18 protein-coding genes and 2 pseudogenes are annotated in these 12,781 nt (G+C 63.6%); 13 read left to right on the top strand and 7 right to left on the bottom strand.

The window, feature by feature from the left end; all coding sequences use genetic code 11:
* Nucleotides 1–113: 113 nt before the first annotated feature.
* From IL54_RS10950 to IL54_RS24135, 10 genes and pseudogenes are all read left to right on the top strand, one after another.
* A pseudogene (locus tag IL54_RS10950) lies at nt 114–418 on the top strand (hypothetical protein).
* A gap of 46 nt (nt 419–464) precedes the next feature.
* Nucleotides 465–860 carry a CopG family transcriptional regulator gene (locus IL54_RS10945; protein WP_037475596.1) on the top strand — a complete coding sequence of 132 codons (396 nt, stop codon included), beginning with the start codon at nt 465–467 and terminating at the stop codon, nt 858–860.
* Complete coding sequence (locus IL54_RS10940) at nt 857–1,819, top strand: tyrosine-type recombinase/integrase (protein ID WP_037475594.1); 963 nt, start codon at nt 857–859, stop codon at nt 1,817–1,819. The genes IL54_RS10945 and IL54_RS10940 overlap by 4 nt, the downstream gene beginning before the upstream one ends.
* Before the next feature lie 189 nt (nt 1,820–2,008).
* Nucleotides 2,009–2,323, top strand: a complete 315-nt coding sequence (locus tag IL54_RS10935; protein ID WP_037475592.1) for a hypothetical protein — start codon at nt 2,009–2,011, stop codon at nt 2,321–2,323.
* Nucleotides 2,320–2,745, top strand: a complete 426-nt coding sequence (locus tag IL54_RS10930; protein WP_052027647.1) for a hypothetical protein — start codon at nt 2,320–2,322, stop codon at nt 2,743–2,745. The genes IL54_RS10935 and IL54_RS10930 overlap by 4 nt, the downstream gene beginning before the upstream one ends.
* A gap of 50 nt (nt 2,746–2,795) precedes the next feature.
* A complete protein-coding gene (gene tnpA / locus IL54_RS10925; protein WP_052027646.1) occupies nt 2,796–3,230 on the top strand; it encodes an IS66-like element accessory protein TnpA in 435 nt (144 codons plus the stop codon).
* On the top strand, nt 3,227–3,583 hold the full coding sequence (tnpB, locus tag IL54_RS10920; RefSeq protein ID WP_037475589.1) for an IS66 family insertion sequence element accessory protein TnpB: 357 nt from the start codon (nt 3,227–3,229) through the stop codon (nt 3,581–3,583). The genes tnpA and tnpB overlap by 4 nt, the downstream gene beginning before the upstream one ends.
* 31 nt (nt 3,584–3,614) lie before the next feature.
* Nucleotides 3,615–5,138, top strand: a pseudogene (gene tnpC / locus IL54_RS10915) (IS66 family transposase).
* Nucleotides 5,120–5,440, top strand: a complete 321-nt coding sequence (locus IL54_RS10910) for a hypothetical protein (protein WP_052027645.1) — start codon at nt 5,120–5,122, stop codon at nt 5,438–5,440. The pseudogene tnpC and the gene IL54_RS10910 overlap by 19 nt, the downstream one beginning before the upstream one ends.
* A 159-nt stretch (nt 5,441–5,599) precedes the next feature.
* Nucleotides 5,600–6,091 carry a hypothetical protein gene (locus IL54_RS24135; RefSeq protein WP_156106189.1) on the top strand — a complete coding sequence of 164 codons (492 nt, stop codon included), beginning with the start codon at nt 5,600–5,602 and terminating at the stop codon, nt 6,089–6,091.
* A gap of 44 nt (nt 6,092–6,135) precedes the next feature.
* On the opposite strand, the gene IL54_RS10900 is transcribed toward IL54_RS24135, so the two are convergent.
* Genes IL54_RS10900 through IL54_RS10890 form a run of 3 tightly spaced genes read right to left on the bottom strand, consistent with a single transcriptional unit; the run spans nt 6,136 to nt 7,329 of the window.
* Entirely contained in the window at nt 6,136–6,756 is a 621-nt protein-coding gene (locus tag IL54_RS10900; RefSeq protein ID WP_037475585.1) for a histidine phosphatase family protein, read from the bottom strand.
* Nucleotides 6,757–6,758: 2 nt separating this feature from the next.
* Nucleotides 6,759–7,079, bottom strand: a complete 321-nt coding sequence (locus IL54_RS10895) for a type II toxin-antitoxin system YafQ family toxin (RefSeq protein ID WP_037475582.1) — start codon at nt 7,077–7,079, stop codon at nt 6,759–6,761.
* Nucleotides 7,048–7,329, bottom strand: a complete 282-nt coding sequence (locus IL54_RS10890; protein WP_037478379.1) for a type II toxin-antitoxin system RelB/DinJ family antitoxin — start codon at nt 7,327–7,329, stop codon at nt 7,048–7,050. Before IL54_RS10890 ends, IL54_RS10895 begins: the two co-directional genes overlap by 32 nt.
* Before the next feature lie 415 nt (nt 7,330–7,744).
* On the opposite strand from IL54_RS10890, the gene IL54_RS10885 reads away from it, so the two are divergent.
* The 3 genes from IL54_RS10885 to IL54_RS10875 all read left to right on the top strand — a co-directional run bounded on the left by IL54_RS10885 (nt 7,745) and on the right by IL54_RS10875 (nt 9,451).
* A complete protein-coding gene (locus tag IL54_RS10885; RefSeq protein WP_037475578.1) occupies nt 7,745–8,386 on the top strand; it encodes a transcription elongation protein SprT in 642 nt (213 codons plus the stop codon).
* 97 nt (nt 8,387–8,483) lie between these two features.
* Entirely contained in the window at nt 8,484–9,137 is a 654-nt protein-coding gene (gene parA / locus IL54_RS10880) for a ParA family partition ATPase (RefSeq protein ID WP_037475575.1), read from the top strand.
* Nucleotides 9,134–9,451, top strand: a complete 318-nt coding sequence (locus tag IL54_RS10875) for a ribbon-helix-helix domain-containing protein (protein WP_037475572.1) — start codon at nt 9,134–9,136, stop codon at nt 9,449–9,451. The genes parA and IL54_RS10875 overlap by 4 nt, the downstream gene beginning before the upstream one ends.
* 269 nt (nt 9,452–9,720) lie before the next feature.
* Here IL54_RS10875 and IL54_RS10870 read toward each other — a convergent pair whose 3' ends face one another.
* The 4 genes from IL54_RS10870 to IL54_RS10855 form a co-directional block, all read right to left on the bottom strand.
* Nucleotides 9,721–10,563 carry a class I SAM-dependent methyltransferase gene (locus tag IL54_RS10870; protein ID WP_081912872.1) on the bottom strand — a complete coding sequence of 281 codons (843 nt, stop codon included), beginning with the start codon at nt 10,561–10,563 and terminating at the stop codon, nt 9,721–9,723.
* Nucleotides 10,564–10,687: 124 nt separating this feature from the next.
* Nucleotides 10,688–11,977, bottom strand: a complete 1,290-nt coding sequence (locus tag IL54_RS10865; protein WP_237748855.1) for a sodium:proton exchanger — start codon at nt 11,975–11,977, stop codon at nt 10,688–10,690.
* Nucleotides 11,974–12,321, bottom strand: coding sequence for a DUF190 domain-containing protein (locus IL54_RS10860; RefSeq protein WP_037475570.1), 348 nt, complete (start codon nt 12,319–12,321; stop codon nt 11,974–11,976). Before IL54_RS10860 ends, IL54_RS10865 begins: the two co-directional genes overlap by 4 nt.
* 13 nt (nt 12,322–12,334) lie before the next feature.
* A partial coding sequence (locus IL54_RS10855) for an efflux RND transporter permease subunit (RefSeq protein ID WP_156106293.1) occupies nt 12,335–12,781 on the bottom strand: 447 nt, incomplete at its 5' end.

Below are 12,781 nucleotides of genomic sequence, written 5' to 3'. Positions count from 1 at the left end.
GGGGAGCTGGCAGCCCGGTTTCAGGAACGGGTCGAGGAAAATTGCGATCCCGCCGTGTCCACCGAGGCGCGCCGGATCAAGCCCAAGGTTAAAAAGCTCAAGTCGCCCAAGCGATGAAAGCGGTGCATGAGAAGATCGAGGGACCTTTCGCGATCGAGGAAGACATCGCCCTTTATGGCATGATCACCGGCGACGCGACGTTGCGCCGGGGCGTGCGCTTCATCCTGCACGGCACGATCGCGGGCAACCTCACGATCGAGCGCGGCGCGCGGGCCATTGTCACGGCACCGTCGCGGGCCGCATCTATAATGACGGCGGCCGTGTCGAGCTGTTCGGGATCGCCGATGCCGTCACCAACGGGGCGCAAGACGCCATTACCATCATCGACCCCGCCGCCCATGTCCGGGGGCGACCCTGACGAGGCCGTTTAAACGGTCCCGGAGATCCATCACAAGGAGGCCGTGATGCACAAGGATGACGACGAGGCTTTCGCCGACAACTATGCCGAGCGCGACCAGGCCAAGGCACTACGCGAGCAGGCGCGCGCGGGCGGCCTGCGCTTCGAGGCGTATCTACCCGGCGACATGGCCGATTGGCTGCTGGCGCGGGTCGAGCAGGGTCATTTCGTTGATCCGTCCGAGGCGGTGTTCGCGATCGTCAAAAACTTCATCGACATGGAGCCGCACCGCGATTTGCGCGACGAGCTGCTACGCCGGATATTGGATGAGTCGATAAAGAGCGGCCTTGTGGATGAGAAGGCGGGCCGCACCTACGACTTAGACGAGGTGTTCGACGAATTACGCCGGGACATAGCGAAGCCGCAACCGGAGCCGGCGCGTTGGGCGAAGATCGCGCGATGAGCGAGCTTGCCCCCCTTCCCTCGCCATCACTGGCGCTGCCGGCGCTGGTGGCGTCGGCCGACGAGGCGGCGCGGCTGCGCTTCCTTGAGTTCTTCGCCGTCACCATCCGCAACCCACATACGCGCCGCGCCTATATGCGGGCGTCGGCTGACTTCCTGGCTTGGGTCGAGGCGCGCGGGGTGACATCGCTTGCCGGCGTGCAGCCGCTCCATGTCGCGGCCTGGGTCGAGGCGCTGGGGCGCGAGGTTGCCCCGCCCAGCGTCAAGCAGCAGCTCGCGGCCATTCGCAATCTTTTCGGATGGCTGGTGACGGGCCATATCGTGCCAGTGAACCCCGCTGGTTCAGTGCGTGGGCCGGCGCATAGCGTCAGGCGCGGCAAAACCCCGGTGCTGGCCCCTGACGAGGCGCGGCGCTTGCTCGACAGCATTGACGTGTCCGCCCATGCGGGCCTTCGCGACCGCGCCTTGATCGCGCTCATGGTCTACAGCTTCGCGCGGATCGGCGCGGCACTTTCCATGCGCGTCGAGGACGTGTTCATGCAGAACCGCCGCCTGTGGGTCCGCCTTCACGAAAAGGGCGGCAAGCGGCATGAGATGCCGTGCCACCATAACCTTGAGGATTATCTGACCGCCTATATCGACGGGTGCGCGCTGCGCGAGGATCGCAAAGGGCCGCTGTTCCGCACGATCGCACGCGGGACTAAGCGACTAAGCGATACCCCCCTGCCCCAAGCCAATGCCTTCGCGATGGTGCGCCGACGCGCTGGCGCGGCCGAGATCGGGACGGCGATCGGCAACCATTCGTTCCGTGCGACCGGCATCACCACCTATCTGAAAAACGGCGGCACCTTGGAGACGGCCGCGACGATGGCGAACCACAGCTCGACGCGCACCACCCAGCTCTACGACCGGCGGCCCGATGACGTGACGCTCGACGAGGTGGAGCGGGTGTTGATCTAGGGGTGGCGGAAAACCCTAAAAGTGGGGTTGTCGTGCATCCTTGCAATGCGGCGGGGTTTTTCGGACAGCCGGGGCGCGGCGGCGGTGCGGTCGCTACCGCGCCGGTCAGCCATGCGCGGAATCATGTGATTGTCGGCACCTGTTTGGATGAAAGGCAGACGTTAACGCCTGTTGGGTAATGAGCGGGATATGAAGGCGGACGAACAAGTAAGGCGATCGACCAGCGCGCTAGAGGTGCGGCGACTGATCCTTGCAGCATGTGCAGCGGGGTTCTTCTGGATTTTTGCAATCCATATCCTGACGGGCTTTCTCGATTTCATGATAAAAGATGGCTTCGGCAGTCGGTCGGGAATGGTCGGCAATATTGATGTGACTATCGACAGCGCGCTTGTCGCGCCCTTGGGCGGTCCTCTTGCCGCCGGGGTGTTGTTCGTCGCCGGGATCGGAGCGGCATGGCTCGTAGGCCGGACAACTCGCCAAGATGCGGGGGACAAGTCGGCATGAGCAGCGCGGTTTGGGTGAGCAGCGTTCTTAGTCCTGCTGGACTTGGTGAGAAGCAGGGGACGCGGACCAAATTCTATAATCACGATTGGAATCCCGCTTCGTTCGACATTCCCACGGAGCCGGAGGAGGTTTATGCCGCCTTTCGCCGCCACCGCACTGGCTATGCGCTACAACGCTCGGACTTTCCCGAAGCCGAGGCGGTGTTTGACGAAAAGCGATTTGCGAAGCGGCGTGATCTATTCTTCGCAGGCTCTTTCTTTGCCGTGAAAGGCAAATTGGCTGAAGTCCTGCCACGTTTCGATCTAGGCGAAGGCGGGTTGATTCCGTTTACGATCTACAAGGCCGATCTGGCAACGCCCGTTGATGGTGAGTTCTTCCTGCTGAACTGTAAGCGAGGCCGCCCCCCCACCTTGCGGGGCTGAAGCACAGCGCCGAGTCTCAGCGCCCTGATCGGATGGAGGGCGCTGGTGCTATGACGATGCCATGTGATGATGCTGGCACTAGCCGGGTAACCCGCTTCGAAGTGTTCACTGGCGTGGGGCGGCGGCGGGATTGGCCGCCAGAGGTCAAGGCTTCGATCCTGGCCGAGAGCTTTTCCGGGCAGGAGACGGTCTGCTCGGTTGCGCGGCGGCATGGTATGAGCCCGTCGCAGCTGTTCACCTGGCGCCGGCAGCTCCGCAAGCAGTTGGAGAGTCAGGGCGCGGCTGTGCCGGCTTTTGTTCCCGCCGTCGTCGATGCCGTTGCCGCGGAGGAGTTCACGCCTGCGATCCAGCGGCCGAAGAAGCGACGGCGCTCGAAGGCGAGCGCAGTGGAACTGGAGATCGACGGCGTTGCGGTGAAGATCAGCCGCGGCGCCGATGCCGGGGTGATTGCCGCGGTGATCGAAGCGCTCCGGGTTACCCGATGATCGGACCCGGCGCAGGTGCCAAGGTCATGGTGGCCACACGCCCGGTCGATTTCCGCAAGGGACCCGACGCGTTGGCCGCGCTGGTCGGTGTCGAGTACGGCGGTGATCCTTATTCTGGCGTAATCTACGTGTTCCGGGCCAAGCGCAGTGATCGGATCAAGCTCGTCTGGTGGGATGGCACAGGGCTGTGTCTGATGGCCAAGAGGCTGGAATCCAGCGGGTTCAAGTGGCCGGCCATCCAGGACGGCGTGATGCGCCTGACGGCGGCGCAGTTGGGCGCCTTGCTCGAGGGTCTGGACTGGCGCCGTGTGCATGGCGGACGCCGCCTGATCGCCCCGCAGATTGCCGGTTGACGATGGCTCCTCCTACTGATTCACTCCTTCCATGCTCATGGAAGCGGATCTCCCCAACGACGTCGAAGCGCTCCGCGCGCTCGTCCTCGAGCAGGCCCGTGAGCTTGATGTTCTGAAGGTTTTCCAGGCCGAGGTTGAACGCCTGAAGGCGATCATCGAGGCCCTGCAGCGGCACCGGTTTGGCCGCCGTTCCGAGCAACTCGACCCCGATCAGTTCGAGCTTGCCCTGGAAGAGGTCGAGATGGCCTTGGCCCAGGCCCAGCACGCCGTGGACAATGCGAGCCGGGCATCGGCGGATCGCCCGCGCAAGGTCAACCGCGGCTCGTTGCCGGCCCATCTCGAGCGGATCGAGCAGGTCGTCGATGTCGAGGATAAGGCCTGCCCCTGCTGCGGCGGCGCGCTCCACCAGATCGGTGAAGACGTGGCTGAGCGTCTTGACGTGGTGCCCACCACCTTCCGCGTCCTGGTCACGCGCCGTCCGCGCTATGGCTGCCGGTCATGCGAGGGCGCGATCGTCCAGGCACCGGCTCCGGCGCGGATCGTCGAGGGCGGCATCCCCACCGAGGCGCTGATCGCGCAGGTGCTGGTCGCCAAGTACGCCGATCATCTGCCGTTATACCGGCAGGCCCAGATCTACGCGCGGCAAGGTGTCCAGCTCGACCGCTCGACCCTGGCGGACTGGGTCGGCCGGGCAGCCTGGTAACTGCGCCCCTTGCGCGATCACATCCTCGAGCGATTGCGACGATCCGGGCGGCTGTTCGCCGATGAAACCACGGCACCGGTGCTCGATCCAGGCCGTGGTCGGACCAAGACGGGCCAGCTCTGGGCCTATGTTCGCGACGATCGACCATGGGGAGGCGAAGATCCGCCGATGATGGCCTACGTCTATGCCGCTGACCGCAAGGGTGAGCGGGCCGAAGCCCATCTCGGTGACTTCGTCGGCATCCTGCAGGTCGATGGCTTTGGCGGCTACGCTGCTCTGGCCAAGCGCCGACAGCAAGTGAGCCTGGCCTTCTGCTGGGCGCACGTGCGGCGCAAGTTCTACGAACTGGCCGACAGCTCGCCGGTCGCGACCGAGGTGCTGCGCCGGATCGCAATGCTCTACGCGATCGAGGAAGAGGTTCGCGGCACTTCGGCGGAGCAGCGCCGCACCGTGCGCGCCGAACAGGCCCGCGTCATCGTGGATGACCTGCACATCTACCTCGAGGCACGACTTCGTCAGGCTAGCGCCAAGAGCAAGCTCGCCGATGCCATCCGCTACGCGCTCACCCGCTGGTCCGGGCTGTCGCTGTTCCTCGATGACGGCCGCGTCGAGCTGGATTCCAACACCGTCGAGCGATCAATCCGTCCGCTGGCCCTCAACCGCAAAAACGCGCTCTTTGCAGGCTCTGACGAAGGCGGCGACAACTGGGCGGTCATCGCCACGCTGATCGAGAACTGCAAGATCTCAGGCATCAACCCGCATGCCTGGCTCGCCGAGACCCTCTCCAGGCTCGCAGCGGGTCATCCGGCCAACGCCGTCGGTGAACTCATGCCTTGGACCGCCGTGGCCTGAGCACAGCGCTTACGCTGAACTTCGGCGCACGCAAAAACAGCATCCTCCCTGAGCATAGCCGTAATGTCGTAAAATTCGCCGTCGATCGCAAGACGGGCATCCAGCATTGGAAGGTCAATAGCTGGTCCGAAGATGGCGATATTGCGCTATCGCCTGCGGCACTCGACGGCCCCGATCTGTGGTTTGAGGAAGTGCTCCACAACAAGATTTTCGTGAAGGATGCGCTCGCCCAAGCCCTGATTGAAATCGGGATGGGCGATGTTTTCAGGTTCCAACCTTGCCGGATCGTAGATGGCCTATAATGAGCCGCCCCAGATCGGAGCGATGCACGGGAATCAGGCGATAGCCGAAGCGCACCATGTGAATTCCGGCAACGTCCTTTCTGCTCATCGCCGTTCTTCCGGTGGCTTAATTCCACAAGGAATTGTATGTGGACTGCACATCAGAGGGGGACCGATACGATGCTTCGAATAGCGACCGCTGCCCGGCAGAACTGGTTCTATCTTGTGCTTCCCGTATTGCTGGGCATCGCTTTCGGTTTCAGAGGAACTCACCCTTGGGGCGAACAACCACGATTTGGAGAAGCCGCCACGCTCTTCGATTGGTGTCTGTTTGTGCCCTTCCTCTACGCACTATGTTATCGCGCTATGCCTCGCCGCGCTTTGGCACTGCGCACGCTGGCTCTGGCGTGTGGCGGACTGTGGATCGCTGGCAAGATCGTTCCTGATTCTGCGAAGACAATCCTTGCCCAGTGGGGATGGTTGCGCAGTGTCGGGATCACATTTCTGGTTCTTGCCGAAGGGGCGGCACTGATCACCGTGTTGCGTATCGTTTTCGGTTCAGCGCCCGATCCGAAGGAGTTTGAGAAACAGGGTATGCCGCCGCTGCTGATCAAGCTCATGATGGCGGAAGCACGCTTTTGGCGCTGGTTATGGCTTCGCCTGAAAGGGTAAATTGCTCGTACTATGTGCGGCAGTCAGGCCATAGATGTCCGCCGTTAGGCAGTCAGCGTCGGCGAATATGCCCAGCGCTCGCCATGCCACTGGAACCCTACCCGCTGCGCGTTGCTGATCGCCGGCGGCTCGCCCTTGCGCCAGAACGCGCGCATCTTGGCCCGTTCGTCCAGATGGGCATCGGTGACGATCGCGCGCGCGGCCTGAATGAACTGCCCATGTCCGAACACATAGGCTAGCGATCCCGCAGGCATTGCGGCGAGGCGGTCTAGCGCCGTCTGGCAGCGCCGTAGCAGCGTTGCGAAGCTCTCCGCCCCTTCCCCATCGCAATATTCAGGATCGGCTGCGCTCCAATAGCGTTCAAGGTGCGGCATCCGCTCCGCGCTGCGCGTGCCGTTCCAGCGCGCCGGTTGCAGATAGGTGAACTCTTCGATCGGCCACACTTCCACTGGCACGCCAGGAAAGCGCGCGATCGTCGGCGCGGCCGTCTGCTGCGTGCGGGTATAGGGCGACGTGACGATGAGCGCGGGCGGTTGCGCCCAGCTCGCCGCGACCGCCCTCGCCTGTTCGTGGCCGCGCTCCGTCAGCTCGATCGTAGCGAGATCGTGGCACGGTAGGCCGGCGTTGCCGGTGCTTTCGCCGTGACGGATGAAGATTACGCGCATGGCTATTCAAACAGTTCCGCATGAGTGCCGGCGCGCACGAAGTTCACCAGATTCCCCTCAATCGTGTAGATCAGGAGGAAATCGCCGCCGATATGGCACTCGCGATGATCGCTCCAATCGCCTTTCAGCGGATGATCCAGCCATTCCGGGCCTAATGGCGCATCGTTGGCGATGAGCAGCAGCATCGCCTCCTTGAGCTGTTTCATGTTGTAGCGCCCGCTGCGCGACAGCCGCTCCCAATCCTTGACGAACCTTTTTTCATAGGACGCCTCTCTTGGGAACGAAGCCCGCTTACTGCTGGCGGGCTTCTTGGTCGAGGGCATCGAACATTTCCTGGGCATCGGTGAAACGGGCGCGGTGGGCCTTCATCGTCGCGCGGGACGCCTCGATCGCGGCGCGCGTCTCGGCGTTCGGCACCTTCAGCTCGAACGGCAACGCATGATCCTTGGCAACCCGCGTGAGGGTCATGCGGACCACATCCGAGACGGTCAGCCCCAGCTCGGCCAGCACGGCGGCGGCTTCATCCTTCAATGTTTCGTCGATGCGCGCGCGCACGAAAGCGGTAGCGGCCATTGGAACCTCCTTGGTCAAGCCGACAATGTAGCTCATTTGAGCAACAATTTCAATCCAGGCAGGGGACATGCGCCTGCCGCTGGCGCGGCACCGTGGCCCTACTCGCTTCGCTCCCCAAGCCCGCAAGCGGTCTTGGCCCAAGGTGACGACCCACATGGCGGGGGCGAGATCGCAAGCGGATCTCGCTTCATGGTGCCGGCGTGCGCCGGCGTCGATGTTCGTTCAAGGGGGAAAGGCGGTCCCGGCCGTCTCTCCCCCGCAACGGGATTAGATGGGGCCGTGCCTCGCTGCGCTGCGGCCGCACCACCCCCATCGAATCCCGCTGCCCCCCTCTCTCGCCGGCGTTCTTGGGCGTCCGTGTTCCGGCCGATGGCATGGCCATCGCCAGACAGGCGATTTGAAGGGAGTAAGGACGATGACCCACCAAACCCGCGAAAGCTGGCTCAATGCCGTGGCGCTGGGCATGGCTCCACTGTTCGAGGCGCTGGACGCCCCCCTGCCGGACCGCGTGCGCGTGGCGATCGGCTTCACCAGCAGAGGCGCGAAGGGCAAGGCGATCGGCGAGTGCTGGGATAATCGGTTCAGCGCGGACGGGCATTTTGAAATCTTCATCCGGCCCGACCTCGCGCACGCGCCCGACGCGATGCCGGCGCAGATCGCGGCCATCCTCGCGCATGAGCTGGTCCATGCCGCTGTCGGCATCCCGGCAGGGCATGGGGCGGCGTTTAAACGGGTCGCCCTTGGGCTGGGCCTAGTCGGGCCGATGCGCGCCACCATCCCCGGCGAGGTGTTCTTTGCGGCCATCGCGCCGATCTTGGAGAGCGTCGGCCCCCTCCCCCATGCCCGTCTCGACACGGACGGAGAGTCGACTGCGCCCAAGAAGCAGAAAGCCCGGATGCTCAAATGCGAGTGCGCGACGTGCGGCTATACCGTGAGGACCGCGCGCAAATGGCTTGAGCAGGCCGGAGCGCCGCTTTGCCCGATCGAGGATCACGGCCAGATGCAGCATGAACCGCTGGACGATGACAGCGAGGATGAGGGCGGCGAGGATAGCTAGACCGCCCTCTCCTCCCCGCAATTCGGGGTTTCGTTGACGCAGCCGAACCGAGCCAGTATGACCACATGCAAACATGCGGTCATGTAAGGATATTCACATGCCAACAATCGCGATCATCAGCCAGAAGGGCGGCGCGGGCAAGACCACCCTCGCCCTGCATCTGGCCGCAGCCGCCGAGGATTCCGGGCATACCGCCCTTGTGATCGACCTCGACCCACAGGCGACGGCGAGCCAGTGGGCAGCATGGCGACAGGATGCGCCCCCGGTCGTGATTGACAGCGCACCCCCTCGCCTTTCCGCCAAGATCGAGCAGGCGACGGGCCAGGGCGCGGCGTTCATCGTGATCGACACCCCGCCCCATGCCGACAGCGCGGCGAGCGCCGCCGTCGAAGCGGCCGACCTGGTGCTGATCCCTTGCCGCCCCAGCGCGTTCGACCTGGCCGCGATCAAGACGACCGCCAGCCTTGTGAAGATGCGCGGCAAGCCCGCGTTCGTGATCTTCACGGCGGGAAGCCCGACCGCGCCGCGCATGTATGACGAGGCCGCGCAGCTCGTGCAGGATTATGGGCTGGACGCCTGCCCCCACCATATCGCCGATCGCGCCGCTTTCCGCCATGCGGCGGCCGAAGGCAAGACGGCGATGGAGATCGAGCCGAACGGCAAGGCGGCCGACGAGGTACGCCAGCTTTACAAGTGGGCATGCCAACATGTAAACATGCAAGCATCGAAGAAGCGGAGGGCCAGCGCATGAGCAGCCGGAAAGGATCATTATTGGCATTGCGGGATCGCGATGCAGCGCCATCGCCGGCGACGGCCGAGCCGGAGGAGAGGGTGGCCGCGCGACAAGCCCGCAGCACAGGCGCAAGCCCCGGCAGCGGATCGAGCAACAGCCCGGTTGCGCCGAGCCGGCAGGGCAAGAAGGCCATGACCGGCTATTTCAGCCCGGAAATGTCCTTCGCCATGCACATGACCGCTCGCAAGCATGGCATGAGCCTACAGGATGCGATGGCCGAGGCGTTCAACGACTGGCTTCGCAAGATGGGGGAAAGCCCTGTAGGCAAGTGAGCATGTTCACATGCAAACATTGACATTGGGAGACGCTTATGGCCGTACTGATCGTGTCCGCCATTTTCGTATTGATGATGATCGGGCTGTCCATCCGGGCAAATGCCCGCTTCCGGCAGGAAAAGACATTGCCGATGCAATGGTGGCTTTCCCGATCGGAGCCGCTTTCCCGTTCAGTGAACTGGTCCGCGCCCCGCGTTGTCGCTCTTAGCTTCACCCCCTGCCTCGCGATAGGCGTGCTGGCGTTGTTCAATATTGCAGCGGTGACTCTAACGCCGAGGCCAGGCCAGGAATGGATGGCGATACCAATTTTGATATTCATGGGAAGCATGTTTGTCGCGGCCCATATTTTCCACCTTTGGCTGATCGAAAAGACCTTGAGCCGCTAATTGCCCACAAGTGAGCATGTTCACATGCAAACATATGCCATAGTTTCCGCCGTTAGGAGCCGAAGCGTAGATCGAAATGGAACCGGTCGGGGTTGGTATCGACTGGCGCTCGACAACACGCTCAAATCCCGCCGCGGCGAACAGCTTGGGTAGGACACCATCGGCGTTCGGCTGAGTGTTTTCGAACCCGTCGAGCCGCTGAATCTGCCGAAACAGGAAGCGCATGGTCCGGCTGCGTTGCTCGCCATAGTCGGCGATCAGGAGCGCGCCGCCTGGCCGCAGAGTCCCGTGCATGGCGGCAAGGATCGCCCGCTTCATCGGTAGCGGGCATTGATGAAACACCAAGCTCGACACGGCCTTATCAACCGGCCCAATGCCGGTCCTCGCCAGCTCGTCGCCCATTGCCTCGGTCCAGCCGATCGCGATGCCCGCCTTGATGGCCTTCGCGCGAGCGATCTCCAACACGACCGGGTCGGGGTCTACGCCGATCACGCGCGCGGCCGGGCATTGCCGCTTCATCATAATCGCGAAGCTGCCCGTCCCGCATCCCACATCGAGGATCGTTTCGCCTGGGCTTGGGACGACCAACTCCAACAAGGCGGTTCGCCATCGTCGTTCGCGCGTCAGCAAGGCTATGGCGTGATCGTAGAACCCGGTCAGCTCTGGGCGACCGAGCGCGGGCACGTAGTTAGGATTTTGGGCGACAGGGTGCCGCTCGTTCATCCTGCCCACAGTTCGACCGTCCGGGCAACGGGGATGCCGGTGGCCCCGCGCTTCATACAGCGCCTCCTTCGGCAAGGTTCCCGGTTTGCTGCGCGAGCAAGGTATCGAAGGCTTAGCCGGCACGTCATGCGATTTCGCCCCGGTCCTTGCGAGGTCGAATAGCGCCGACAAGTCCTGCGAGATATTTGGCGTTTATAGCAAACAGCCCACCAGCGAGCACGATGTAAATCCAGCCGAGTGCGGTCAAGCTGGCGACGGTTCGCGCCTCATCACCCTGCCAAGCTACAGCGAGCACAACCTGAACGATGAAAAGCCCGGCCAGCGCCGCCGCGCCCGTCAAGGTCAGCCTGAGGCGAAGGAGGAGGGCAATGCCGAACAGCGACTGAGCCGCGGTTAAGAAGAACTCCTCGTGTTGGCGCGCGTCGAGCGGCAGACTAGAAAGCCGGCCCGCGCCCAAGCTGACGGCGAGCGGCAACATGCCCACCAGCAAGGTCCACTGATTGATTTTGTCGGAAATCATCGTCGCCAGCCCCTGTTCCGACCGTCTCGCCAGCACAAAGAGAACAGCAACCGTGACCGCGGGCGCTTCGCTGGCGAGCGGCGCGAGCCACTGGATCAGCAGGAACTCGTCGAACCCGAGCTGCCGGCCGGAATCGACCATAGCTTCCGCGAACGGCTCGGCCGATGCGAGGATCACCGCGGCTGCCACCAAGGTCAACCCGCCCATAACAAGCCACTGGCGCGTCGGGGATAGTAGCCCAAGCGCAGCCGCAGGGCCGGGCTCGTCATCATCGTCGTCGTCGCTGCCCGCGCCTACGCCCTTGTCGCTCGCGCGCCACATATAAAGGCCGAACAGAGCAACGAGCAGGACCGTATCGACGATGCTGATCGCATCCTTGAGGAGAACGCTGAACGCGTAGAGGCTTGGCACGAGCAAGAAAAGGATCTCGACGCGATTGGCGGGGAAGAGCGAAATCGCGCGTTCGCCCGTCTTGCGCCAATGGAGCAGCACCAAAAGCGGCCATGCGATGCCGACGAGCAGCCGGTTCGCGCCGGTCATGTTGGCCGCCGCATAGTGGACGTAATTGGAGCCCGGATTAGCCCCGGCCGAGTAGGCGTAGTAGAAGTCCACCGCATATTCCGGGAGCACGGTGATCAGCGCCACGATGGCGACGATCAGGCCCGCGGAGATGCGCGATTCCGCCGCTTCCGCTCCCCAAGACAGGTAGAAGCCGGCTGCCAGAATGGCAGCGCCGAAAAGCAAGGCGTCGAGCAGAGGGTTTGGACGCCATCCCTCGATCCTCAGCACGATCGCGGGAATCATGGCGAGCGAGGTCACCGCGACCAACATGACGAAGCGGCGCAACGATGCCGGGGGCGCTTCCGAAGGGGAAAGGTCGGCTTGCATCGTCATTGGTTCGCCTCGCCTTCGCTTCCCGCGCTGGACATTGGGATGATGATCTCGACCGCCTCCAGAGTGATCAGTCCGATATCCGGAATGTCGGCGAGTTGGGTTGCGCACGATCGTAGCTTACGGTCTTCGTCCACAATCTCGACGACCACGGCGCGATCGCTTTCGAGCACATGGCGACGGTGGACGTGCGCTGATCGGCCAAATCCGATCAGCGCCTCCAGCACCGTCACTCCGGCAAGCCCGGCGTCCCGTGCGCGGGAGGCGACAACCTCATACACCTTGCGGTCCCCGACATAGGCGGCTTCGTCGGTGTAGATGCGGAGCAGTCTGGCTTGCTGGTTCATGCTGGCTCCTCTGTCATGCTGGCACCGGCTTAGGAGCCGGGTGCGTCGCCTCGCCGCCGTGAGGTTCGGGATCATGCCGCTCAGGATCGCGACGCTTTCCCGCCCGCTCGCCCCAACCGAGCACCACGCGCGCGATGGCAGGAAGAACGAGCAGCGTGAGGATAATGGCCGCGATCAGGCCGCCGATCACGGTAGTCGCCAAGGGCTTCTGCACCTCCGCACCGGTGCCGTGCGCAAGCGCCATCGGCACGAACCCGATCGCCGGCACGAAGCCGGTCATCACGACCGCGCGCATCTTGTCGGCCATCCCATTGCGGATCGCCTCGGCGAACGGCGCGCCATTTTCGATCCGCTCACGTATCGCGGTCATCACGACCAGGCCGTTCAGCACGGCGACACCCGCCAGGCAGATGAACCCGACCGCTGCCGATACCGAGAACGCGATGCCGGTCAGCGCGAG

The organism is Sphingobium sp. ba1 (assembly GCF_000743655.1).
Taxonomy (GTDB): Bacteria; Pseudomonadota; Alphaproteobacteria; order Sphingomonadales; family Sphingomonadaceae; genus Sphingobium.
Note: the sequence above shows the minus strand (reverse complement) of the source record. Positions and strands in the feature narration are given on the sequence as shown.

Excerpts from the sequence above, each read along its gene's own strand:
- tnpB (WP_037475589.1), top strand. The coding sequence starts at position 3,227 with ATGATCGGACCCGGCGCAGGTGCCAAGGTCATGGTGGCCACACGCCCG.
- IL54_RS10945 (WP_037475596.1), top strand. The coding sequence starts at position 465 with ATGCACAAGGATGACGACGAGGCTTTCGCCGACAACTATGCCGAGCGC.
- IL54_RS10870 (WP_081912872.1), bottom strand. The coding sequence starts at position 10,563 with ATGAACGAGCGGCACCCTGTCGCCCAAAATCCTAACTACGTGCCCGCG.
- IL54_RS24135 (WP_156106189.1), top strand. The coding sequence starts at position 5,600 with ATGCTTCGAATAGCGACCGCTGCCCGGCAGAACTGGTTCTATCTTGTG.
- IL54_RS10895 (WP_037475582.1), bottom strand. The coding sequence starts at position 7,079 with ATGCCCTCGACCAAGAAGCCCGCCAGCAGTAAGCGGGCTTCGTTCCCA.
- IL54_RS10930 (WP_052027647.1), top strand. The coding sequence starts at position 2,320 with ATGAGCAGCGCGGTTTGGGTGAGCAGCGTTCTTAGTCCTGCTGGACTT.
- tnpA (WP_052027646.1), top strand. The coding sequence starts at position 2,796 with ATGACGATGCCATGTGATGATGCTGGCACTAGCCGGGTAACCCGCTTC.
- IL54_RS10860 (WP_037475570.1), bottom strand. The coding sequence starts at position 12,321 with ATGAACCAGCAAGCCAGACTGCTCCGCATCTACACCGACGAAGCCGCC.
- IL54_RS10865 (WP_237748855.1), bottom strand. The coding sequence starts at position 11,977 with ATGACGATGCAAGCCGACCTTTCCCCTTCGGAAGCGCCCCCGGCATCG.
- IL54_RS10885 (WP_037475578.1), top strand. The coding sequence starts at position 7,745 with ATGACCCACCAAACCCGCGAAAGCTGGCTCAATGCCGTGGCGCTGGGC.
- IL54_RS10935 (WP_037475592.1), top strand. The coding sequence starts at position 2,009 with ATGAAGGCGGACGAACAAGTAAGGCGATCGACCAGCGCGCTAGAGGTG.
- IL54_RS10900 (WP_037475585.1), bottom strand. The coding sequence starts at position 6,756 with ATGCGCGTAATCTTCATCCGTCACGGCGAAAGCACCGGCAACGCCGGC.
- IL54_RS10940 (WP_037475594.1), top strand. The coding sequence starts at position 857 with ATGAGCGAGCTTGCCCCCCTTCCCTCGCCATCACTGGCGCTGCCGGCG.
- parA (WP_037475575.1), top strand. The coding sequence starts at position 8,484 with ATGCCAACAATCGCGATCATCAGCCAGAAGGGCGGCGCGGGCAAGACC.
- IL54_RS10875 (WP_037475572.1), top strand. The coding sequence starts at position 9,134 with ATGAGCAGCCGGAAAGGATCATTATTGGCATTGCGGGATCGCGATGCA.
- IL54_RS10890 (WP_037478379.1), bottom strand. The coding sequence starts at position 7,329 with ATGGCCGCTACCGCTTTCGTGCGCGCGCGCATCGACGAAACATTGAAG.